The sequence below is a fragment of the Vibrio plantisponsor genome (assembly GCF_013041605.1).
Lineage (GTDB): Bacteria > Pseudomonadota > Gammaproteobacteria > Enterobacterales > Vibrionaceae > Vibrio > Vibrio plantisponsor.
In genome coordinates this window covers 180,930-202,795 of record NZ_JABEQC010000002.1, presented here as the reverse complement: position 1 = coordinate 202,795, position 21,866 = coordinate 180,930, and the positions used below count along the sequence as shown (strand labels likewise).

Genomic DNA, 21,866 nt, shown 5'->3' with positions numbered 1-21,866 from the left:
TGTTTAGCTGGTAACTAACGTACTTTAGCTATTAACGTACTTTAAGTGTTGCTAAGCCAATTAAAACTAACACAATTGAGATGATCCAAAAACGAACGATTACGCGCGGCTCTGGCCAACCTTTCAGTTCATAGTGGTGATGAATTGGTGCCATACGGAAAATACGTTGACCACGGAGTTTGTATGAACCCACCTGTAGGATCACGGAAATGGTTTCCATAACGAATACACCGCCCATGATAACCAACACAAATTCTTGACGAACCAGTACCGCGATGGTACCTAAAGCGCCACCAAGAGCCAACGAACCGACATCGCCCATAAACACTTGTGCTGGGTAAGTGTTAAACCATAAGAAACCTAAGCCAGCACCAACAATGGCGGTACACACAACCACCAGTTCTGAGGTGTAAGGGATGTATGGAATATGAAGGTAACTTGCAAAGTTAACGTTACCTGTCGCCCATGCAATCACACCGAAACCCGCTGATACAAGAACGGTCGGCATGATCGCCAATCCATCTAAGCCATCTGTTAAGTTAACAGCGTTACTGGTGCCAACAATCACAAAGTAAGTCAGAACGATATAGAGCATACCTAGCTGAGGCATGATGTCTTTGAAGAAAGGCACAACCAGTTGAGTCGCAGCTGTATCTTTACCATGTGCATACAAGGCAAAAGCGACAAGCAGAGCAATGGCTGATTGCCAGAAGTATTTCCAGCGCGCGATCAAACCATCGGTGTTCTTACGCACCACTTTACGATAGTCATCAACAAATCCGACGGCGCCATAACCACCAAGAACCGCTAATACAGCCCATACGTAAGGGTTGGAAAGATCCGCCCAAAGCAGAACCGTGGCAAAAATAGACGCTAAGATCATCACACCGCCCATAGTCGGTGTACCACGCTTACTAAAGTGAGATTCAGGTCCGTCATTACGAACGACTTGACCAATTTGCAGAAGTTGTAAGCGCTTAATTAAGTGAGGTCCCATCCATAACGACAGTGCAAGTGCCGTCAAAATGCTCACAATTGCTCGAAATGATAGGTATTCGAACAAACGAAAAAACGAAAAATATGGCTGGAGTAACTCCGCTAGCCAAATAATCATGAGTAATTCTCCTTAAGAGCAGCAGCAATCTTACTCATACCTGCACTATTAGCGCCTTTGACTAACAGCACATGAGAACGATTCTGTTGTTGTTCTAGAACCTGCTCGATGAAACTGATCATCTCTTGATGACTTTCAAAATGCTTACCATGACAAACATCGCTAATAACTTTCGCATCAGCGCCATAGGTCAAGACAAATTCAAAATTGAATGGTGCAGCATGTTCTCCGACTTGTTGGTGAAGTGCAAGACTTTCATCACCCAACTCCGCCATATTGCCTAAAATTAACCAACGGCTGTCAGAAAAACTCGCCAACAAGTCAACTGCAGCTTTCATCGCCGGAACGCTTGCGTTGTAGCTGTCATCAATTAAGGTGATGTTGTCGGTTAACTTTTGCACATCTACTCTGCCCTTTACCTTAGGTAAATGAGACAAACCAAATTGAATTTCGTTTAACGTCGCGCCCATTTCAATAGCCAGAGCCGATGCTGCTAACGCATTCGACACGTTGTGCTGACCAACAATGTTTAAAGAAACATTGACCTCACCGACTGGTGTCACCATATCAAATGAAGCTTGACCGGCTGAATCCAGTTGAACGTTCTTCGCATGAAAATCTGCACTCGCGTTCAGGGCTGAAAAGGTTTTCACTGTTTTGTCTGCCAATACAGATTGCCACAGTTCGCCACCGTTGCTTTCAAGATTGACCATCGCTGTACTTGCTGCTTTTAAACCTTGATAAATTTCACCTTTGGCTCGTTTCACACCATCAATAGAGCCAAAACCTTCCAAGTGTGCAGCAGCCACATTGTTCACTAAGGCAACGTCTGGTTGAACAAGTTCGGTGGTATAAGCGATTTCACCAATGTGGTTTGCACCTAGTTCGATGACCGCATAATCATCTTGCTCAGTCGAACGAAGCAGAGTCAGAGGTACACCAATATCATTGTTAAAGTTACCCGAAGTGAAAAGCACCTGTCCTTTGGAAGATAAAATACTCGCTACCATCTCTTTAACGGTGGTTTTACCGCAACTGCCAGTAATCGCAATTGTCGGAGTAGCGCATACTTGGTGAACCCACGCACCGAGCTTACCCAATGCTAATTTGCTATTAGCAACAATTAACTGCGGTAAAGCAATATCTAACTCTCTTTCCACCAAAAGCGCACAAGCACCATTATCCAAAGCTTGCTGGGCAAAGTCGTGCGCATCAAAACGATCACCGACCAAAGCAACAAATAGCGCCATCTCTGGCACCTGACGAGTATCAGTAGTCACCGCTTCGATATTGCAGTCTTGGCCAACTAAACGCGCACTTAAAACTTCACTTAACTGGGATAAAGATGTCTTAATCATAATGCTAACCCCAATAAGGTTTGAGCAGACTCTCGGTCTGAATAATGAACGGTTTCATTCGCCATTACTTGATAATCTTCATGGCCTTTTCCGGCCAGCAGGATGATGTCATCCGCTTCAGCATTATCAACCGCAAATTTTGCTGCCAAATAACGGCTGTGCTCAATCTGAGCTTCATCCGGTTTGTCTAAGCCTGCCAGCATATCTTGTACAATTGCGGCCGGATCTTCGCTACGCGGATTGTCATCGGTGAGGATGACACGATCGGCAAACTTTTCAGCAATTGAAGCCATCATAGGGCGTTTGCCCTTATCTCGGTCACCGCCACAGCCAACAATTGCCCAAAGCTTACCGCTGCAATGCACTCGAAGCGCCAGCAGCGCTTTCTCTAATGCGTCAGGAGTATGGGCATAATCCACTACAACTTTTGCTTTATTCGGCACTTGGAACAGTTCCATGCGGCCAAGCACTGGTTTTAATTGTGGCGCGGTTTTGATTAGCTCTTCTTTCGCAAAACCCAGCGATAACATCGTCGCAAAAGCTTGCATGACATTCGACGCGTTAAATTCACCAATCAAAGGAACGTGCAGTTCGCCAGCGCCCCAACTACCGTCAAAATTAAGGGTAATTCCCGTTTCTGCATAATTGACTTGTGTTGCCCAAAGCGCTCGCTCTGTATTAGGTTTTGATTTCAGAGAAATGCCAACAGCGTGAGGCAGCTTAGCGCTCCACTCCAAGCCGACTGCATCATCAACATTGATAATCGCATTTTTACATTGGTGTTCGGTAAAGAGAGAGAATTTAGCTTTCGCATACTCTTCCATGGTGCCGTGATAATCCAGATGATCACGACTTAGGTTCGAAAATACGCCGACATCAAAATTGAGCTTTTTCACTCGCCCTTGCACCAAACCATGGGAAGAAACTTCTAAAGCGGTGAAGTCTGCACCTTGCTCGGCAAGCTGATGCAACTGAGCCTGAATCTCAATCGCACTGCCAGTGGTGTTTGCTGTAGGAGCTAAATTAGCAAGGAAACCATTACCTGTTGTTCCCATCACCGCCGCTTTTTGCCCCAATAAATCAATCCATTGTGCGATGAGCTGAGTGATGGTGGTTTTACCGTTGGTTCCGGTAACGCCCACTAAACGACTCTGGTGAGATCCATATAGATTTCCAGCCAGTTGCGACAAATGCTGATCAAGCTGATCAATATAGATAACTGGAACGTCCGATTTCCATTCAACATGGCCGTGATTGTTGAGCGAACACGCTTGAGCTAACACGGCATTCGCGCCACGTTCTATGGCAGTATCGATAAATTTCCTGCCATCAACGGCATGGCCAACGATGGCAACAAAAGTATCACCAGCCTGAATTTTACGGCTGTCGAGATCTAAACGCGTAACGGAGATATTGGCCCAAGCAGGATTTGCTTGAAGCCAAGGAGAGATAAGTTCAGATAAAGCCTTACTAGTGTTCATACGGATTCTCACACTAATTGTTATTCTTGAAATTTGTTTTCGTCAGGGACAATGTTCAGAATTTGCAATGCCCCTTTCATGATCTCTGAGAAAACAGGACCTGCAACTGCACCGCCGTAGTAAGAATCACCTTGCGGTTCATTCACCATCACCACCAGCGAAATTCTCGGGTCACTGACCGGTGCAACACCTGCTGTATAAGCAAAATATTCATCACTATAGCCACCAGCAATGGCTTTACGGGAAGTTCCTGATTTCGCTGCAATACGATACCCCGGAACCGCAGCTTGAACCGCTGTACCGCCCGGCTGAGTCACTGTTTCCAACATTTCCAGTACCTGTTTGGCGTACTTAGCTTCTACAACGCGATGCGACAGATCTTGTTGGTGACTCTCAATAATATGTATCGGTTGATAAACGCCGAGATTACCTAAAGTGGCATAAGCATGAGCTAACTGAATTGGGGTAATTGCCAAGCCGTAACCAAAAGCGAGTGTGGCAATTTCAAATTGAGACCAGCGGTTGCGGCTTGGGAAAATACCCGCGGTTTCACCGACTAGGTTAAGCCCAGACATTTCTCCCAGACCAACAGAGTTATACATACCCAACATCGCTTCAAGCGGCATTTGCAGTGCAAGTTTCGTCACGCCGACGTTACTCGACTTTTTCAAAATCATTTGTAGATTAGCTTTGCCGACTTTCGAGGTATCGCGTACACGGCTACCACCGATCTGCAACACGCCATCACCAGTATCGATAATGGTGTTTTTATCTGCAATGCCATTTGCCATAGCAGCAAGAACCACAAAAGGCTTCACTGTTGAACCCGGTTCAAACGCATCCGTAATCACACGGTTACGCATTTTGAAACTTTGCCAGTCATTACGGTTATTCGGATTGTAAGACGGCGCATTAACCATCGCCAGTACAGCGCCTGTTTTCACATCTAACATCACAGCGGAAGCAGACGTTGCTCGATAGTCGGCCATCGCCTGTTTCACCGCGCGGAAAGCAATTGCTTGCAGACGTTGGTCAATCGTCAGTTGTAGCGGTTTACCTTCCTCACTCTCTTCTAGTGAGATGTTTTCCACCACGCGGCCATATCTGTCTTTACGAATAATGCTTTTACCTGATTCACCCGTCAGCCACTTATCGTAACTGCGCTCAGCACCTTCCAAACCATGACCATCGATCCCTGTTACACCGATAAGATGAGCACTGACTTCACCAGCCGGATAATAGCGACGAGATTCAGCTTTTAGACCAACACCATTGAGTTTTAACTCGCGAATATATTTCGCCATCGCCGGGCTCACTTGGCGTTGAAGGTAGATAAAACGACGCGTCCTGTTGTCTGATATTTTTTTCAACAGCGCATTGCGGTCTAACCCCAACACATCAGCAAGCGCATGCCAGCGATCTTTTTCCTGCAACCCGCCATTTTTAAAAATGGCTACCGGATCTGCCCAGACTGCTTCCACGGGAACACTAACGGCGATCGCTTCACCATTTCTGTCTGAGATAATTCCGCGCGCCGAATGCAGCTCTTTTGCACGAATAGAGCGCATATCCCCTTCGCGGATTAAGTTGTCAGGCTCGATAACTTGGATAAAAGCGACACGCCCGATAAGCGCAGCCATAGCGGCCAGAAGAAAGAAAATAAGCAGATAGAAACGCCAGCGGATGAAAACTGGAGCTGGCATCGCTTCTTTAGATGGAGCAGGTTTAGTGGCGGATTTGTTAGGTTTAGCTTTTGCTTGAACTGGCTTTTTTTTCATTTCAGGTTAACCACAACTTCCTTATCCGCATCCGGACGTTTCATTTCCAGATCTTTTTGAGCAAGTTCTTGAACTCGGCTGTGTTCAGCGAGGGCAGTTTCTTCGAGAATCAAGTTTCGCCATTCATTATCCAACCTATCCCTTTCCATAAATGCCTGATCTTTTTCGGAAATAGCTTGGCGAGTGTGATGGGTGGTAAATACCACGCCCATTGCACTCGCAAAGATCAAGATTAATAACACTAACGGCACTCGACCCACAGTAAACAGGTCAACGACGATCAGTTTGGCAAGGTTAGTTTTAGATTGAGGCATAAACAGATCAAAGTTTCTCAGCAATACGCAGAACCGAACTGCGTGAGCGTGGATTCATTTCAACTTCTTCTTTCGAAGGCATAATCGCTTTGCCTATCGCTTTTAAATTTGCGCTACCCAAAGCTTTGATTTGGTCTTGAGTAAGGGGAATACCATGAGGAACTTCCGGACCTTTACTCTCTTTACGAATAAAGCGTTTCACCATGCGATCTTCTAGGGAGTGAAAGCTGATCACCGATAGGCGGCCTTCAGGAGCGAGTATTGATGCCGCACCTTTTAATGCCGTATCAATTTCTTCCAGTTCGCTGTTAATGTAGATACGAAATGCTTGGAAAGCGCGAGTTGCTGGGTGCTTTTTCTCTTTAAAACTTTTTGGTGCTGCATCAGAGATTAGCTTCGCTAACTGACTGGTACGCGTCAGCGGCTCGTTCTCTTCCTCTTCACGATAAGCAACAATGGCTTTAGCGATACGGCGAGCGTGTTTGTCTTCACCAAACTCACGAATCACCCAAGTAATGTCATCAAGGTCAGCTTCCATCAGCCACTGAGAAACAGGGATGCCTGAAGTTGGATCCATACGCATATCCAGAGGGCCATCTTTCATAAAACTGAAGCCTCGTTCTGCATCATCAAGTTGCGGTGACGACACGCCTAAGTCAAACAGCACACCGTCAACTTTTCCAACCAAATCATAACGCTCAGCGTACTCTGCGATACCAGAGAATGGACCATGTACGATAGTGAAACGAGGATCATCAATTTTCTGTGCCTCTGCGATTGCTTGTGGATCGCGGTCAATGCTGTATAGACGACCGTTTTCACCCAGTTTGGACAGAATGGTACGACTGTGGCCACCACGGCCAAAAGTTCCATCAATATAGATACCATCAGGTTTGATCGCTAAGCCATCAATTGATTCATGAAGAAGGACAGAAATATGTTGGAAAGTGTCAGTCATAAGTTTCTCGTTCTGCGGGCCAGCCCGTACATAATCATCCTGTAGTGTACCGAATTCTTACACTACTGCTACCCATAAGCGCTTACAGGGCGTGACATTGTACTAAGTTTAGTGGTTTTGCTATCGACTAAGTCAATATAAAGCAAAAAACCCATCATAACGAGGTAGTTATGATGGGTCTGAAATAGGTGGAGTCGACGTATAAGCCGGGTTCTGTTCCGCTTGCGCGGCAGTAGCCATTCGTCTAGGCCAGCAATCACTCACTGGCTCAAGCAACCTACCCGCCTCCTTACGCGAGCAACGCAATGTGGAGGCCTATTTGGTCTTGCTCCGGGTGGAGTTTACCTTGCTACGAACTGTTGCCAGTCGCACGGTGCGCTCTTACCGCACCCTTTCACCCTTACCTGATCCCTTACGGGCCATCGGCGGTCTTCTCTCTGCTGCACTTGTCGTAGGCTTGCGCCCCCCAGGCGTTACCTGGCACCCTGCTCTATGGAGCCCGGACTTTCCTCCCCTTTGTCAGTCTCCCGAAGGACGTCAACGTCAGTCTCCCAAAGGACTTCAACGCCAGTCTCCCGAAGGACATCAACAAAGCAGCGACTACCCAGTCAACTCCGAGCGCGAATTCTATAGATAACTCAACTCAGTGTCTAGGAAGAATGCCTTTTGCACGGTAATTAACACTCAGGTGCTTAAAATCCAGACGATTAATCGAGATTTTCCAATCCCCACTTATAAAGGGCATTTTTCTTCAAGTTGTAGATTTCAGCAGCAAGCGCCGCTGCTTTCTTTAGCGGTAATTCTTTAGTCAAAATAGCAAGAGTACGCAATGCTTCATCAGGGAGAGCTTCGTCTGCTTGCTCTCTATGTCCGTGGATAAGCAGCACCATTTCACCGCGTTTGCGGTTTTCGTCTTCTTCAATCCATTCAATCAACTCGCCAAGCGGCATGCCTTGAATCGTTTCATAAGTTTTCGTCAACTCACGTGCCAATACCACTTCTCGCTCTGGACCAAGAACGGACAACATATCTTGCAGCGATTCCGTAATACGATGCGGTGATTCATAGAAAATACACGTGCGTTCAACCTTTGCAATTTCCATAAATTTGTCTTTACGACCTTTGCTTTTTGCAGGTAGGAAGCCTTCAAAACTAAAACGATCTGACGGCAGACCAGAGGCACTTAACGCTGTGATTACCGCACACGCACCAGGAAGTGGCACAACTTTAACTCCCGCCTGACGACATTGGGTCACCAAGTGGTATCCTGGGTCACTGATAAGTGGTGTTCCAGCATCTGAAACCAACGCAATTGATTCTCCAGCTAACAATTTTTCAACTAATACTTGAGCTTTTTGTTGTTCGTTGTGATCATGCAAAGCGAAGGTTTTGGTTTGGATATTAAAGTGAGAAAGTAATTTGCCTGTATGGCGAGTATCTTCTGCTGCGATAACATCAACACTTGAGAGCACGTCTAAGGCGCGCTGGGTAATATCCCCTAAATTGCCTATCGGAGTAGGAACAATGTATAAAGTTGGGACCTCTGCCGGCAAGGTTTTGTTATCTGTCATTTGTTTACCATCACTTCAACGATTAATATAGAGACAATTTCACTCGGGATAATGAAAAGAACTCATGGCTATAAATAACCATCAGAGAATCAGTGTACCACGCTTACTCGCTCCAGTTGCATTAGCAATCACGTTAGCAGCTTGTTCGTCTAAACCTTCAGCACCTCAATACGTTGATATCACAGCTGAAGCGAACCAGCCGACACAAAATTATCTTATGAAAGCAGACAGCAGTCAGGGTAGTTTGCAGAATGACTGGTTAATTATGGCCATGAAAACGGCTATCGAGAGTAACAACACTGAGCAAGCTCAGTTACTCATTTATCGACTGTCAAAGCAGAATCTTAGTGAAGTTCAACAAGCCGAATGGCAAATGGGCAAAGCTCAGCTTTCTATGAATGCTGAACAGTACAGCCAAGCCCTAAATCAGCTTAACTTTAACGCGCAATGGACGTTAGCGGATTCTCAATGGGTTCAATACCATCAAATGAGAGCAGACATTTTCACCGCGCTTGACCGTCCTTTTGAAACTAGCCGCGAACTTTCAGCTTTGTATGGTTTAATCCCAAGCGATCAAGAAGAAGCTATTTCAGATCAAATCTGGGCTAATTTGCAACGTTATTCAGCTCAAGCCATCACTCAACTGACGACGAAACCAGAAGAAGAAATTTTAGATGGTTGGTTACAACTGGCTGTCTACGTGAAGACATTCGGCAATGATGTTCCACAGTTGAAAAACACTCTTGAGAAATGGCTGGCAGAAAATGCCGATCATCCTGCGGCAACATATACGCCTAAATCGATTACCGACATCTTAAGTCTTACCATTATCCAACCTGTAAATACGGCGTTACTGCTGCCACTAACAGGGAAATTTGATAAACAGGCTCAGTTAATTCGTGACGGTTTCATCATGGCTATGATGAATGACGAAAAGCGTGAAGATAACGCAACACTTACCATCATCGATACCAATACTGAATCTTTAGATGCAATTAAAGCCAAAATCCAAGAGAAACAGATTGATTTCATCGTTGGTCCTCTGCTTAAAGAAAATATCGCGCAGATGCAGCAGCAACACAGAACTGAAGAACGCACGATCCCAAGCCTGGCTTTGAACATTCCAGATGAGTTGATCGAAGGCACTGACATTTGTTACCTCGCACTGTCTCCTGAGCAGGAAGTAGCACAAGCGGCTAAGCACCTCGCAGCTGAAGGCGTACAATATCCTTTGATTCTTGCGCCTCAAAGCAGCTATGGTGAACGCGTTGTTGAAGCTTTCAATGACGAATGGCGTAAATACAGCAATAACAAGGTGGCTGTGAACCTGTTTGGTGACAAACGCCAGCTTCAACGCAATATTAACAATGTATTTGGTTTGCAAGATAGCCAGCAAAACATTGCTCAGATGGAAGGCTTACTCAACATTAAGCTTGAGAGTCAGCCTCGTAGCCGTCGCGATATCGATGCGGTATACATTGTTGCAAGCAGTGATGAACTCACTCTGATTAAGCCATTTATTGAAGTAGCGATTAACCCGGACACTCGCCCACCAAAACTTTACTCAAATTCTAAAAGTAACGGCGGTGGTCGTCAGTATGAAGACCTGACAGGCGTCAGCTACAGTGATATTCCTCTTCTTATCCATCCTAAAGCAGAAATTGCTGAACAGATGGAGCGTTTGTGGCCTAAAGATTCAAACGCAGAACGCCGATTACAGGCGCTGGGTATGGATGCTTATCGTTTAATGGTTGAACTTCCACAGATGAAAACCGTCGAAGGATATACCATTGATGGTCAAACAGGTGTACTCAGCATTGATGACCAATGTGTAGTACAACGCGAAATCAGTTGGGCAGAGCATGGCGCTACTTCTGAGCAAGCGCAGTAAAGGCCAACAGTTTGAACAGATGGCGGCGGAATATCTACGCCGCCAAGGTCTATCTCTAATTGGTAAAAACTTCCTTGCTCGAGGTGGTGAGTTAGACCTGATAATGAAAGAAAGCAGTACCATCGTTTTTGTCGAAGTTAAGTATCGCAACAGTCAGAATTATGGTCACGCAGCAGAAAGTGTGACCCGACAAAAACAGCACCGCTTGATCAAAGCGGCCAATTGGTGGATGCTCAAGCAAGGCTTAAACGCTGATGCTACAGATTTTAGATTTGATGTGGTCGCTATTCATAGCAATGGTAGCCATATCGAGTGGATAAAAAACGCAATTACCGAAGGATAATCAATGCTAGAAAGCATTAAAGACAGTTTCACTGAAAGTATTCAAATTCAAATCGCAGCAGCAGAAGCTCTGCCAGATGCTATTTTACATGCCTCACAGGCGATGGTTGCTAGCCTACTTAACGGAAGCAAAATTCTCTGTTGTGGTAATGGCGGTTCATCTTCTAACGCTCAGCAGTTTGTCTCATGTTTACTTAACCGTTTTGAAACTGAGCGTCCTAGTTTACCAGCCATGGCCTTAACGGCAGATATCACCACTCTTACAGCAGTAGCTAATGACTACCACTATCAAGAAGTGTTCTCTAAACAGGTTCGCGCATTCGGTCAACCGGGCGATATCTTACTTGCGATTTCAACCAGTGGTAACAGTAAAAACATCATCAAAGCGATGGAAGCAGCGGTAACTCGTGATATGACAATCATTGCTCTGACTGGCAAAGATGGTGGTGAAATGGCTGGTTTACTGGGTGAGAATGATGTGGAAATTCGTATCCCATCTCATCGCACTGCACGCATTCACGAAGTCCATATGCTGACTCTGCATTGCTTGTGTGATTTGGTTGATCAAGTGCTATTCCCATCCCACGAAGAATAACAGTAGAAGGTTTGTTATGAAGTCTCTCCGCCTTGCTTTAATGTTAAGTGCCACAATGAGTTTGTCAGGGTGTGCCGGGTTATTTATCGCAGGCGCTGCTACAACCGCGAATTTGGTCACAGATCCTCGAACGACACAGCAGATTTGGAACGATAACCAAATTGAGTTTGAAGTAGCAGGTCTTGGTAACAAACCCCCTTACAGAGGCGCGGCTCGCTTTGTCGCTAGTTCATATCAAGGAACCGTCGTTCTTCTCGGCCAAGCGAGAAACGCCGAGCTGCTAGACCAATTTATTACCCAAGCACAGAAAGTCAAAGGCGTTAAAGAGCTGCATAATCAGGTCAAAATTGCCGAGCCTTTATCTGTGAGTGCGATAAGTAACGACAGTTGGATCACAACCAAAGTAAAATCTGCTCTGATAGCGGATTCAGACCTCAACGGCACCAAGATTAAAGTGATTACAGAAGCGAGAGAAGTGTATCTGTTTGGCTACGTGTCTCGTGAGAATGCTGATAAAGCAACAGAAATTGCCCGTAACATCTCTGGCGTGAAACAGGTCATCAGAGCCTTCGAGTATGGCAATGAATAAAACTGAATAAAAAGTTCAAAAAGAAAAAGCAGCTCATTGAGCTGCTTTTTTAGTATTACTTCACGAACTGTTACTTCACAACTCGCAAACTTGGTTTGCCTTTTGGACGAGGTGGCTCATCATCTGACGGACCATCTTCAACAGAAGTTTCAACTTCGATGTTTTCGTCTGTCACATCTTCCACAATCATATCTGAATCAAGTTCTTGCTCGTAAGCAGGCTCTGGATCAAACATGGTTCCGGCACCGTTTTCACGAGCATATATTGCTTGTACGGCATACAACGGAACAACAACAACTTGTGGTCGGCCGCCAAAACGAGCATTAAACGTAACTTCATCGTTACCCAGCTCTAAGTTGCCGACAGCACGAGGTGCCACATTGAGGATGATTTGCCCATCTTGTACGTATTCCATCGGAACTCGAACGCCACGCATTGTCGCGTCTACAACAAGATGAGGAGTTAAATCGTTTTCTAGCAACCAATCATAAAATGCTCTCAGCATATATGGTCGGCGAGGTGTCATTTGATCAATATCCATCAAATACAACCATTAACGAGCAAGACGCATCTCGCGTTCTGCTTCAGTTAGAGAAGCTAGGAATGAATCGCGCTCAAACACACGGTTCATATAAACTTTAAGTTCTTTCGAACCTGGGCCAACTAGCTCAATACCTAGAACTGGTAGACGCCATAATAGTGGTGCTAAGTAACAATCGATTAGACTGAACTCTTCGCTCATGAAGTATTCATATTCAGCGAATACTGGTGCTAGAGTTAGTAAGTCGTTACGTAGTTTGTTACGTGCAGATTCTGCTTCTTCAGCTTTACCGTTTACTACTTTCTCAGCAAGTGAATACCAGTTTCTCTCGATACGATAGATCATCAAACGGCTATTACCACGAGCTACCGGATATACAGGCATTAGTGGTGGATGCGGAAAACGTTCATCAAGGTATTCCATGATGATTTTTGAATCATAAAGCGCAAGCTCACGATCGACTAAAGTAGGTACCGTTTTGTATGGGTTAAGCTCAACTAGATCAGCTGGTAAGTTATCTTCATCAACCAACTCAACCTCAACACTGACACCTTTTTCAGCCAGCACAATACGAACCTGATGGCTATACATATCAGATGCACTTGAAAATAGAGTCATCACAGAACGTTTATTGGCAGCTACAGCCATGGAGCCCTCCAGCACACTTACACAGATACAAAAAACAATGGAGGCTAAGCCCCCATTGCAGAATTAAATACTAGGATTTAGCGCGGTATAATAGCACAATTAGTGCACATCACGCCAATATTCTTTCTTAAGTGCCACTACAACGATAGTGAACACAACTAAGAATGCAAATACCCACCAACCCATAGCTTGGCGTTCCAATTTAACAGGTTCGCCCGAGTACTCTAGGAAGTTAACCAAATCCAATACAGCTTGGTCATACTCCCCAGCACTTAACTCACCGTTGCCTTGAGACTTAGTACCAACCACAACCTTAACTTCTTCACCATCGACTACATGAGTATCGAAGATCGGTTCCGGAGTACCTTGCAGCTCTTCAAGCACATGTGGCATACCAACGCTTGGGAAAACGATGTTGTTTACGCCAAATGGACGGCTTGGGTCCGCATAGAATGAACGCAAGTAGGTATATAACCAATCAGCGCCACGAACTCGTGCGACTAGAGTCAAATCTGGCGGTGGAGCACCAAACCATTTTGCTGCTGATTTGTCAGGAATCGCATTTTCCATCAACTCACCAATCTTAGTGGTTGGATTGAAAATAAGATTCTCTTTCATTAAATCTGCTGGAATGCCCAAATCCGTCGCAACACGTTCATAACGTTGGTATTGCGTAGAGTGACATCCAAAACAGTAGTTCATGAATAACTTAGCACCACGTTGCAAAGATGCTTGATCAGTTAAATCATTTTCTGCTTTATCTAAATGTACATTTCCACCTGCTGCCATCACCAATGAAGGCAACAATGCAAACAAAATTACAATCCATTTCTTCATTTGAATGTCACCCTCTTTGGTAGTGGCTTGGTTGCTTCATTTTTGCTGTAGAAGAACAGCAATACGAAGAACATGAAGTAACCTAAACTAAAGATTCGAGCTAGTAAGGTATAAGTTGGCGTAGCTGGTAGAGCACCAAGGATACCTAAAGCAATGAAACAAATGGTGAATTGAATAATGTTGATTAAATGCAACTTACTGCGGTAGCGGTAAGAACGAACTTTACAACGATCCAACCAAGGCAATAGGAATAGCACGACAATCGATGCACCCATCGCAACAACACCAATCAGCTTATCTGGAACCGCACGCAAAATCGCATAGAACGGAGTGAAGTACCAAACTGGCGCGATGTGCGCTGGTGTTTTCAGTGGGTTTGCTGCTTCAAAGTTAGGCGGCTCAAGGAAGTATCCACCCATCTCTGGGTTGAAGAACAACACATAGCTAAACAAGAACAAGAAGCCAGCAACACCAACCATATCTTTTACCGTTCCATAAGGATGGAAAGGAATAGAATCAATGATGTCGTATTTCTTCGAGTAGTAATCGTGGAACTTGAACTGTGATTGGTAATCGTCACCCATAGAGCCTTTTGGCAATTTAGTTTCGATACCATCAGGGTTGTTTGAGCCCACTTCATGCAGAGCAAGAATGTGCAGAACAATCAACAGCAGTAACACGATTGGTAAAGCGATTACGTGCAGTGCGAAGAAACGGTTCAACGTTGCACCAGAGATTACGTAGTCACCACGAATCCATAGCGTTAAGTCATCACCGATGACAGGAATCGCACCAAACAGAGAAATGATTACCTGTGCACCCCAGTAAGACATTTGTCCCCAAGGTAGCAAGTAACCCATAAATGCTTCAGCCATCAGCACTAAGAAAATTAGCATGCCGAACAACCAAAGAAGTTCACGAGGCTTTTGGTATGAACCGTAAATGAGGCCACGGAACATATGCAGATACACAACCACGAAGAATGCAGAAGCGCCCGTTGAGTGCATATAACGTAGCAACCAACCGAACTCCACATCACGCATGATGTATTCAACAGAAGCAAAGGCACCTTCACCAGAAGGAACGTAGTTCATCGTCAACCAAATGCCCGTTAGGATCTGGTTTACAAGCACCAGCATCGCCAAGGAACCAAAAAGGTACCAAAAGTTGAAGTTCTTTGGCATTGGATATTCAGAAAGGTGCTTTTTATACGCGTTCATCGCGGGTAGACGTTTTTCTACCCAATCAAGTAGAGCTTGCATTATGCCTCCCCTGTTTCATCGAGACCGATGACAATTCTTGTATCGCTTAAATACATATGCTTCGGAATGACCAGGTTCAGTGGTGCAGGAACGCCCTGGAACACTCGTCCAGCCATGTCAAACTTCGAACCGTGACAAGGACAGAAGAAACCTGACTTAACGCCTTGGACTTGTTCACTGAAAGAATCAGGCAAATAGCTTGGTGAACAACCTAAGTGCGTACAGATACCCACAGCGATGAAATATTCAGGCTTAATTGAGCGATAAGTGTTTTGAGCGTAATCCGGCTGTTGCTCTTCACCAGAGTTCGGATCACGTAATTGATTATCGTGCTCTTTAAGAGCATCAACAATTGTTTGCGAACGACGAACAACCCATACAGGTTTACCTCGCCACTCAACACGAACCATTTGCCCTTCCTCGAGTTTGCTTACATCAACCTCGACAGGGGCGCCGGCCGCTTTTGCTTTCGCACTTGGGTTCCAAGATTTTATAAAAGGTACAGCAACTGCCGCCGCTCCTAACCCACCGACAACCGCAGTTGTCGCAGTTAAGAAACGTCTGCGACTGTTGTTCAAAGGCGCATTGCTCATCCAGACATTCTCCCATTTGCTCCTTGTGGATTGCTGTTATTCCGCTTAAGAGCATGGCTAACAAAATACTAATTTAGTTGTATTTATTTGACGGCAAATGATAAATAAAACCCTACTTTTTGACAAGATAAAGCTACCTTTTTGTAACATTCGTGAAGCAAACCCTAAGTTGCGTCACAAAAGGGAGTAAGGCTGTAAAAGTTTCGGAAGTGATTATTGATAAATGAAATTTTTCATAGGCGAAGAAAAACAAAAAGCCCGGCATAAGCCGAGCTTTTTTTTCCCAATCCAGTAAAACTGGACCAACGAACATCTTCCAATAAAGAAAGATTAACGTTTTGAGAACTGTGGACGACGACGTGCTTTACGTAGACCAACTTTCTTACGTTCAACGCAACGAGCGTCACGAGTAACGTAGCCAGCCGCACGTAGTGCAGGACGTAGTGATTCATCGTATTCCATAAGAGCGCGAGTGATACCGTGACGGATAGCACCTGCTTGACCAGAAATACCGCCACCTTTAACAGTGATGTATAGATCTAGTTTCTCTACCATCTCAACTAGCTCAAGAGGTTGTTTAACAACCATACGAGAAGTTGGACGACCGAAGTATTCATCAAGGCTACGCTTGTTGATTACGATGTTGCCGCTGCCTGGTTTAATAAAAACGCGTGCAGCTGAGCTTTTGCGACGGCCAGTGCCGTAGTATTGATTCTCTGCCATTTCCGATATCCCCAATTAGATGTCTAGTACTTTAGGTTGTTGAGCAGCGTGGTTGTGCTCAGCGCCTGCGTAAACTTTAAGCTTACGGTACATAGCACGGCCTAGAGGACCTTTTGGAAGCATACCTTTAACCGCTAGCTCAAGTACCATCTCAGGCTTACGCTCGATCAGCTTCTCGAAGCTGAAAGATTTTAGGCCACCTGGGAATTCAGTGTGACGGTGGTACATTTTGTCTTTAGCTTTGTTACCAGTTACAGCAACTTTCTCCGCGTTAACAACGATGATGTAATCACCAGTGTCTACGTGTGGAGTGTATTCAGCTTTGTGTTTGCCACGTAGGCGAGATGCAATTTCACTTGCTAGACGGCCTAGAGTTTTACCTTCAGCGTCTACAACATACCAGTCGCGTTTTACAGTTTCTGGTTTAGCAACGAATGTTTTCATGCTAATAATAACCCGTTAATTAAAATTTACACTTAAAGGAGCAAATTGCTCCCACTGTCTAAGAGCCCAGACAACACCCCTTCGAGTGGGTGGTACTCCCGGCCTAAAAAGACCTGCAGTAACGGTGGGTCGCAGGATTATAAAGAAGAGTGAAGGAAAAATCACCTCTTTTTATACAAAAAAGTCATTTTTCCTTATCAATTTGGTAAGGCTTACGCTAAGTGTTCCTGAGCTAGGTAATCATGGCTTTGCATCTCAATTAAACGAGACTGGCAACGCTTAAATTCGAACTCTAGCTGACCATGAGTATAAAGCTCCTCAAGTGGAACTTCAGCAGAAATAATCAGCTTTACATTTCGTTCATAAAACTCGTCAACCAATGCAATAAAGCGTCGCGCCGCGTCATCAATGGTGCGATCCATCTGTTTAACTTCAGCAAGTAACACTGTGTGGTAGAGTTTTGACAACTCAATATAATCATTTTGACTTCGAGCCGTCTGACACAGTTGTTCAAATGATGCATAGAGCAAACCATCATTAGCTTCAATCACATCAATGGTGCGGTGGTTAATCTCTATCTGATGCTGTTTCGGCTTTTCACTGCCCGCTAACTGCCCATAATATTTATCAAGGTTCTCTGAAGCCTTGGCATCGAGCGGATAATGGTAAATTTCAGCTTGTTGCAATGTTCTTAGACGATAATCCACTCCACTATCAACATTCAAAACATGGCAATGTTTTTCAATCAGAGCGATAGCAGGTAAGAAACGGGCACGTTGCAGGCCATTTCTATATAGGTCATGAGGTGGGATGTTTGACGTTGCGACTAATACAACGCCACGCTGGAACAAGGCTTGAAATAGAGTGCCCAATATCATTGCATCGGTAATATCAGATACAAAAAACTCGTCAAAGCAGATAATCACAGCTTCTTTGCTGAACTTATCCGCGATGAACTCCAGTGGGTCACTGACATGATCAAGCAGTTTTAATTCATCGTGTACCCGATACATAAAGCGATGAAAATGCACTCGCATTTTTTTATCTGTTGGCAAAGCATCAAAAAATGTATCCATCAGATACGTTTTACCGCGCCCTACTCCTCCCCAAAAATACAAACCTTTCGGTAATTCGGGTTTCTCTTCCTTTTTTCCCAGTAATTTTTGCCAGCGAGATGGTTTGACCACTGGCGTGTTCAGGTAATCAATAAGCTGGTGATAAAGGTTATCTAGGGCATTTACAGCCATAGCTTGCGCTTCATCTTGTTGAAAATCAGACCTTTTTAAATCTTGTTCGTATCGCTGCTTCGGAGTCATGACTATCTGCTCAAAGAAAGAGGGGAAGAAACTGCAATGTAGAGCACATGCTTTTTGCTTTATCCATTCGGGGAGTCATAGTACCATGAGACGTGCGCATGTGTAACCAGCTGGTGAAAAACATGTTAAATAACAACAATAAGGAGCTGTTATGCCTTGGATTTATGCGATTGTTGGATTGTTAGTCGGTCTTGTAGCCGGCGTTGTGATTTCTCGTTTAACCACGCCTCAATATAAGGCACAGAAATCCTTACAGAAAGATTTAGACAGTGCAAAGTATGCACTTGAACAACAACGTCAAGAACTCGCTGATCATTTTGCCCAAACTGCCGAAATGCTCGATACACTTGGTAAAGACTACACCAAGCTTTATCAGCATATGTCTAAGACCTCTAGCGAGTTACTTCCAAATCTTCCTGAGCAAGATAATCCGTTTGTTAAACAGATTGCTCAACAAAAAGATGAAAGCAGCTCAGATGATACGTTAGAAGAGCAGCCAAAAGATTACGCTTTAGGTGCTACTGGCCTATTAAAGAATGAAGAAAAAACCATTCTCCGTTCTTCAGATGTTATCGATGTCAAAGCGAGCTAATTGACACTCATATTGATAACAACCAATCTCTAGTGAACTTTAAAAAGGTTTTTGAGTCATAACTCTCACTGAGTCTGTTGAAGTTTGATATTTAGCACAAATATTAATCACGACCAGATACTTATCAATGAGGAGTTTCATGATGAAAAAACCTTTGCTTGCTTTAACGGTCCTATCCTTAAGCTTAAGTTCTATCATTGCACCAATGCCTGCTACTGCAGCACTGCCTTTATCTGTGAACGGAGAGCAAATGCCTAGCTTGGCACCAATGCTCGAGAAAGTCACACCAGCAGTGGTAAGCATTGCCGTAGAAGGTACTCAAGTCTCTAGACAAAGAGTTCCAGAACAGTTCCGATTTTTCTTTGGTCCAGACTTCCCCGTTGAACAGATGCAGGAGCGCCCGTTTAGAGCGCTAGGTTCTGGCGTCATTATTGACGCGGGTAAAGGCTATGTTGTGACTAATTACCACGTAATAAACAATGCAGAAAAAATTCGCGTCAAGCTGCACGATGGCAGAGAACTGAATGCAGAGCTTGTTGGCGGCGATGAAATGTCTGACATTGCGCTACTGAAACTAGAAAAAGCAGAAAACCTAACGCAAATTAAGATTGCAGATTCGGATCAATTGCGCGTCGGCGATTTTGCGGTGGCGATTGGTAACCCATTTGGTCTTGGTCAAACAGTTACCTCAGGTATTGTTTCAGCTCTTGGTCGAAGTGGTTTGAATATTGAAAACTTCGAAAACTTCATTCAAACCGATGCGGCGATCAACAGCGGTAACTCAGGCGGCGCATTAGTAAACCTCAATGGTGAACTGATTGGTATTAATACTGCGATTCTTGGTCCTAACGGCGGAAACGTGGGCATCGGTTTCTCCATCCCGTCTAATATGATGAAAAACCTCACCAGCCAAATTCTTGAATTCGGTGAGGTGAAACGCGGCATGCTCGGTGTTCAAGGTGGTGAAGTCACTTCTGAACTCGCTGAAGCAATGGGCTATTCATCAACTAAAGGCGCTTTCGTTAGCCAAGTAGTGCCAGACAGTGCGGCAGATAAAGCCGGTCTTAAAGCGGGTGATATTGTTGTTTCTGTAAATGGTAAGAAGATAGAAACCTTCTCTGAATTACGTGCGAAAGTAGCTACATTGGGTGCAGGAAAAACCATCAAACTGGGTGTCATTCGTGAAGGTAAAGAAAAAACTTACGAAGTGACGCTAGGCGAAGCAACCAACGCGAAAACTAAGGCAGACAATCTACACCATGGGTTACAAGGTGCTGAATTAAGTAACACTACAGCAAGCGACTCTATAGAGGGTGTAAAAGTAACAAGTGTTGCGAAAGACTCTCCAGCGGCAAGTTATCAACTTCAGACCGATGACATCATTATTGGTGTGAACAGACAACGTGTAAAAAATATCGCGGATTTACGAGCAATTATGGATAAAAACCCAAGTATCCTTGCTCTAAACATTCAACGAGGTGATCGCACAATCTACCTAGTTGTTCGATAAGAAGGTTCGATAAAACCTAAAGCACAACTGTTAATACAATACTTATAAGGACCACAATTTGATGTGGTCCTTTTGTTATTTAGCTTGGTAATGCTATTCTTCGTTTCTAGATCTCGAACCCAAACACCTTGGGATACAACTATTTAAAACTCACTCGATTATAACCAAACAACTTGATATTGCAGGTACACAGCAAGTGAATGATTCCCTAATACCATGAACCATAATGTTATCGGGAAAATGAACATAATTAGCACCACTGTACATTCAAGAAACAAGGATATAGCTGCGTTGATTTTGGGGAATTTATGCTTAAAGTTCTGCTTCGTTCTGTTGTGATAGGCTTGGTTACTGCTGCTATCATCATTGCCGCAATGCCATCTTTACGTGAAAACATCCTTCCTAAACGCAGTAACGCATCCGTCGATATTACTTCACTGCAAATCTCATTTAACGGTGCAGTCAGCAAAGCGGCCCCCGCTGTGGTTAATATTTATAGCCGTAAATACTCAGAAAATGATCGCAATAAGTTATCGACTCAAGGGCTGGGCTCAGGGGTTATCGTCAGTGATAAAGGCTACATCATTACTAACTATCATGTTGTCGCTCAAGCAGACCAAATTATCGTTGCGCTGCAAGATGGTCGAGTGGCAGCAGCTCAACTGGTAGGTAAAGACAGAAGAACCGATATCGCCGTGTTGCGCGTTGAAGGTAATAACCTACCTGTAATTCCACTTAACCCGAATTATCAAGCCAAAGTAGGTGATGTTGTACTAGCTATAGGTAACCCATACAACTTAGGGCAAACCACCACATTTGGCATTATCTCCGCTACTGGCCGCTCTTCAATCAGCGCTGATGGTCGCCAAGCTTTTATTCAAACAGACGCCGCTATCAATGAAGGTAACTCAGGTGGTGCTCTTGTGAATACGCAGGGTGAACTGGTTGGTATCAATACCGCGTCTTTTCAACAGGCTACAGATTTAGAAACCTATGGAATTTCATTTGCTATCCCCTATTCCCTTGCCAATACCATCATGGAAAAGATTATTGCGGATGGACGTGTAATACGCGGCTACATAGGTGTTGATGGCCAAGACATTAACTCTGTTACCTCGCGTTTATTGGGAAGTGAACATATTGGTGGAATCGTCATTTTGGCCGTTGATCCTAATGGCCCTGCTGCCAAAGCTGGCTTTGAACCACGAGATATTATTTTGAAGATTGACGATCAAAAAATTAATGGCCGCCAGAGCGTGATGGATCTGGTTACGAATCTTAGACCGGGAACGGTTGCCAACTTTACGTTACTGCGTAAAGGCGAGGAAATAACCGTGCCTGTTACCATTTCAGAAGACACCCGTGAATAGCGAAGCCTCGATGCGATTCGCTTCTGTTTTATCTTTTAG

General features: G+C 44.5%; 22 protein-coding genes and 1 other RNA gene. 7 read left to right on the top strand and 16 right to left on the bottom strand.

The window, feature by feature from the left end:
• Nucleotides 1-31: 31 nt before the first annotated feature.
• The 8 genes from mraY to rsmI form a co-directional block, all read right to left on the bottom strand.
• Nucleotides 32-1,114: a phospho-N-acetylmuramoyl-pentapeptide-transferase gene (gene mraY / locus HKI82_RS04345; RefSeq protein WP_171137307.1), complete on the bottom strand. Its 1,083-nt coding sequence runs from the start codon at nt 1,112-1,114 to the stop codon at nt 32-34.
• Complete coding sequence (locus HKI82_RS04340) at nt 1,111-2,472, bottom strand: UDP-N-acetylmuramoyl-tripeptide--D-alanyl-D-alanine ligase (RefSeq protein ID WP_171137306.1); 1,362 nt, start codon at nt 2,470-2,472, stop codon at nt 1,111-1,113. Before HKI82_RS04340 ends, mraY begins: the two co-directional genes overlap by 4 nt.
• Nucleotides 2,469-3,953 (bottom strand): UDP-N-acetylmuramoyl-L-alanyl-D-glutamate--2,6-diaminopimelate ligase, encoded by a 1,485-nt coding sequence (murE, locus tag HKI82_RS04335; protein WP_171137305.1) that lies wholly within the window; start codon nt 3,951-3,953, stop codon nt 2,469-2,471. Before murE ends, HKI82_RS04340 begins: the two co-directional genes overlap by 4 nt.
• 20 nt (nt 3,954-3,973) lie before the next feature.
• Complete coding sequence (locus HKI82_RS04330; protein ID WP_390632421.1) at nt 3,974-5,656, bottom strand: penicillin-binding transpeptidase domain-containing protein; 1,683 nt, start codon at nt 5,654-5,656, stop codon at nt 3,974-3,976.
• A 71-nt stretch (nt 5,657-5,727) separates the two neighbouring features.
• Nucleotides 5,728-6,045, bottom strand: a complete 318-nt coding sequence (ftsL, locus tag HKI82_RS04325; protein ID WP_042480467.1) for a cell division protein FtsL — start codon at nt 6,043-6,045, stop codon at nt 5,728-5,730.
• 7 nt (nt 6,046-6,052) lie between these two features.
• Nucleotides 6,053-7,003 (bottom strand): 16S rRNA (cytosine(1402)-N(4))-methyltransferase RsmH, encoded by a 951-nt coding sequence (rsmH, locus tag HKI82_RS04320; protein ID WP_102940477.1) that lies wholly within the window; start codon nt 7,001-7,003, stop codon nt 6,053-6,055.
• Nucleotides 7,004-7,189: 186 nt separating this feature from the next.
• Nucleotides 7,190-7,619: RNase P RNA component class A (rnpB, locus tag HKI82_RS04315), an RNA gene on the bottom strand.
• Nucleotides 7,620-7,710: 91 nt separating this feature from the next.
• The gene (rsmI, locus tag HKI82_RS04310) at nt 7,711-8,574 is read right to left on the bottom strand and encodes a 16S rRNA (cytidine(1402)-2'-O)-methyltransferase (RefSeq protein ID WP_102940478.1); all 864 of its coding nucleotides are present in this window, start codon (nt 8,572-8,574) and stop codon (nt 7,711-7,713) included.
• A gap of 70 nt (nt 8,575-8,644) precedes the next feature.
• On the opposite strand from rsmI, the gene HKI82_RS04305 reads away from it, so the two are divergent.
• The 4 genes from HKI82_RS04305 to HKI82_RS04290 are packed head-to-tail and all read left to right on the top strand — an operon-like array spanning nt 8,645 to nt 11,991.
• The gene (locus HKI82_RS04305; protein WP_171137387.1) at nt 8,645-10,465 is read left to right on the top strand and encodes a penicillin-binding protein activator; all 1,821 of its coding nucleotides are present in this window, start codon (nt 8,645-8,647) and stop codon (nt 10,463-10,465) included.
• Entirely contained in the window at nt 10,437-10,808 is a 372-nt protein-coding gene (locus tag HKI82_RS04300; protein WP_171137303.1) for a YraN family protein, read from the top strand. Before HKI82_RS04305 ends, HKI82_RS04300 begins: the two co-directional genes overlap by 29 nt.
• A 3-nt stretch (nt 10,809-10,811) precedes the next feature.
• On the top strand, nt 10,812-11,402 hold the full coding sequence (locus HKI82_RS04295; protein WP_102940480.1) for a phosphoheptose isomerase: 591 nt from the start codon (nt 10,812-10,814) through the stop codon (nt 11,400-11,402).
• Nucleotides 11,403-11,418: 16 nt separating this feature from the next.
• Nucleotides 11,419-11,991 carry a BON domain-containing protein gene (locus tag HKI82_RS04290; RefSeq protein WP_171137302.1) on the top strand — a complete coding sequence of 191 codons (573 nt, stop codon included), beginning with the start codon at nt 11,419-11,421 and terminating at the stop codon, nt 11,989-11,991.
• 70 nt (nt 11,992-12,061) lie between these two features.
• Here HKI82_RS04290 and sspB read toward each other — a convergent pair whose 3' ends face one another.
• The 8 genes from sspB to zapE all read right to left on the bottom strand — a co-directional run bounded on the left by sspB (nt 12,062) and on the right by zapE (nt 18,355).
• Complete coding sequence (gene sspB, locus HKI82_RS04285; RefSeq protein ID WP_171137301.1) at nt 12,062-12,532, bottom strand: ClpXP protease specificity-enhancing factor; 471 nt, start codon at nt 12,530-12,532, stop codon at nt 12,062-12,064.
• 12 nt (nt 12,533-12,544) lie between these two features.
• Nucleotides 12,545-13,180, bottom strand: a complete 636-nt coding sequence (gene sspA / locus HKI82_RS04280; protein ID WP_102940483.1) for a stringent starvation protein SspA — start codon at nt 13,178-13,180, stop codon at nt 12,545-12,547.
• Nucleotides 13,181-13,279: 99 nt separating this feature from the next.
• A complete protein-coding gene (locus tag HKI82_RS04275) occupies nt 13,280-14,017 on the bottom strand; it encodes a cytochrome c1 (protein ID WP_102940484.1) in 738 nt (245 codons plus the stop codon).
• Complete coding sequence (locus HKI82_RS04270; protein ID WP_042480494.1) at nt 14,014-15,279, bottom strand: cytochrome b; 1,266 nt, start codon at nt 15,277-15,279, stop codon at nt 14,014-14,016. Before HKI82_RS04270 ends, HKI82_RS04275 begins: the two co-directional genes overlap by 4 nt.
• Entirely contained in the window at nt 15,279-15,872 is a 594-nt protein-coding gene (gene petA, locus HKI82_RS04265; RefSeq protein WP_102940485.1) for a ubiquinol-cytochrome c reductase iron-sulfur subunit, read from the bottom strand. The genes HKI82_RS04270 and petA overlap by 1 nt, the downstream gene beginning before the upstream one ends.
• A gap of 330 nt (nt 15,873-16,202) precedes the next feature.
• The gene (gene rpsI / locus HKI82_RS04260) at nt 16,203-16,595 is read right to left on the bottom strand and encodes a 30S ribosomal protein S9 (protein ID WP_042480501.1); all 393 of its coding nucleotides are present in this window, start codon (nt 16,593-16,595) and stop codon (nt 16,203-16,205) included.
• A gap of 15 nt (nt 16,596-16,610) precedes the next feature.
• Nucleotides 16,611-17,039 (bottom strand): 50S ribosomal protein L13, encoded by a 429-nt coding sequence (rplM, locus tag HKI82_RS04255; protein WP_020330462.1) that lies wholly within the window; start codon nt 17,037-17,039, stop codon nt 16,611-16,613.
• A gap of 212 nt (nt 17,040-17,251) precedes the next feature.
• Nucleotides 17,252-18,355, bottom strand: a complete 1,104-nt coding sequence (gene zapE / locus HKI82_RS04250; RefSeq protein ID WP_171137300.1) for a cell division protein ZapE — start codon at nt 18,353-18,355, stop codon at nt 17,252-17,254.
• A gap of 151 nt (nt 18,356-18,506) precedes the next feature.
• On the opposite strand from zapE, the gene zapG reads away from it, so the two are divergent.
• From zapG to degS, 3 genes are all read left to right on the top strand, one after another.
• A complete protein-coding gene (zapG, locus tag HKI82_RS04245; protein WP_102940488.1) occupies nt 18,507-18,947 on the top strand; it encodes a Z-ring associated protein ZapG in 441 nt (146 codons plus the stop codon).
• 142 nt (nt 18,948-19,089) lie between these two features.
• Nucleotides 19,090-20,457: a Do family serine endopeptidase gene (locus HKI82_RS04240; RefSeq protein ID WP_102940489.1), complete on the top strand. Its 1,368-nt coding sequence runs from the start codon at nt 19,090-19,092 to the stop codon at nt 20,455-20,457.
• A gap of 308 nt (nt 20,458-20,765) precedes the next feature.
• Complete coding sequence (gene degS / locus HKI82_RS04235) at nt 20,766-21,827, top strand: outer membrane-stress sensor serine endopeptidase DegS (protein WP_102940490.1); 1,062 nt, start codon at nt 20,766-20,768, stop codon at nt 21,825-21,827.
• The last annotated feature ends 39 nt before the right edge of the window (nt 21,828-21,866 follow it).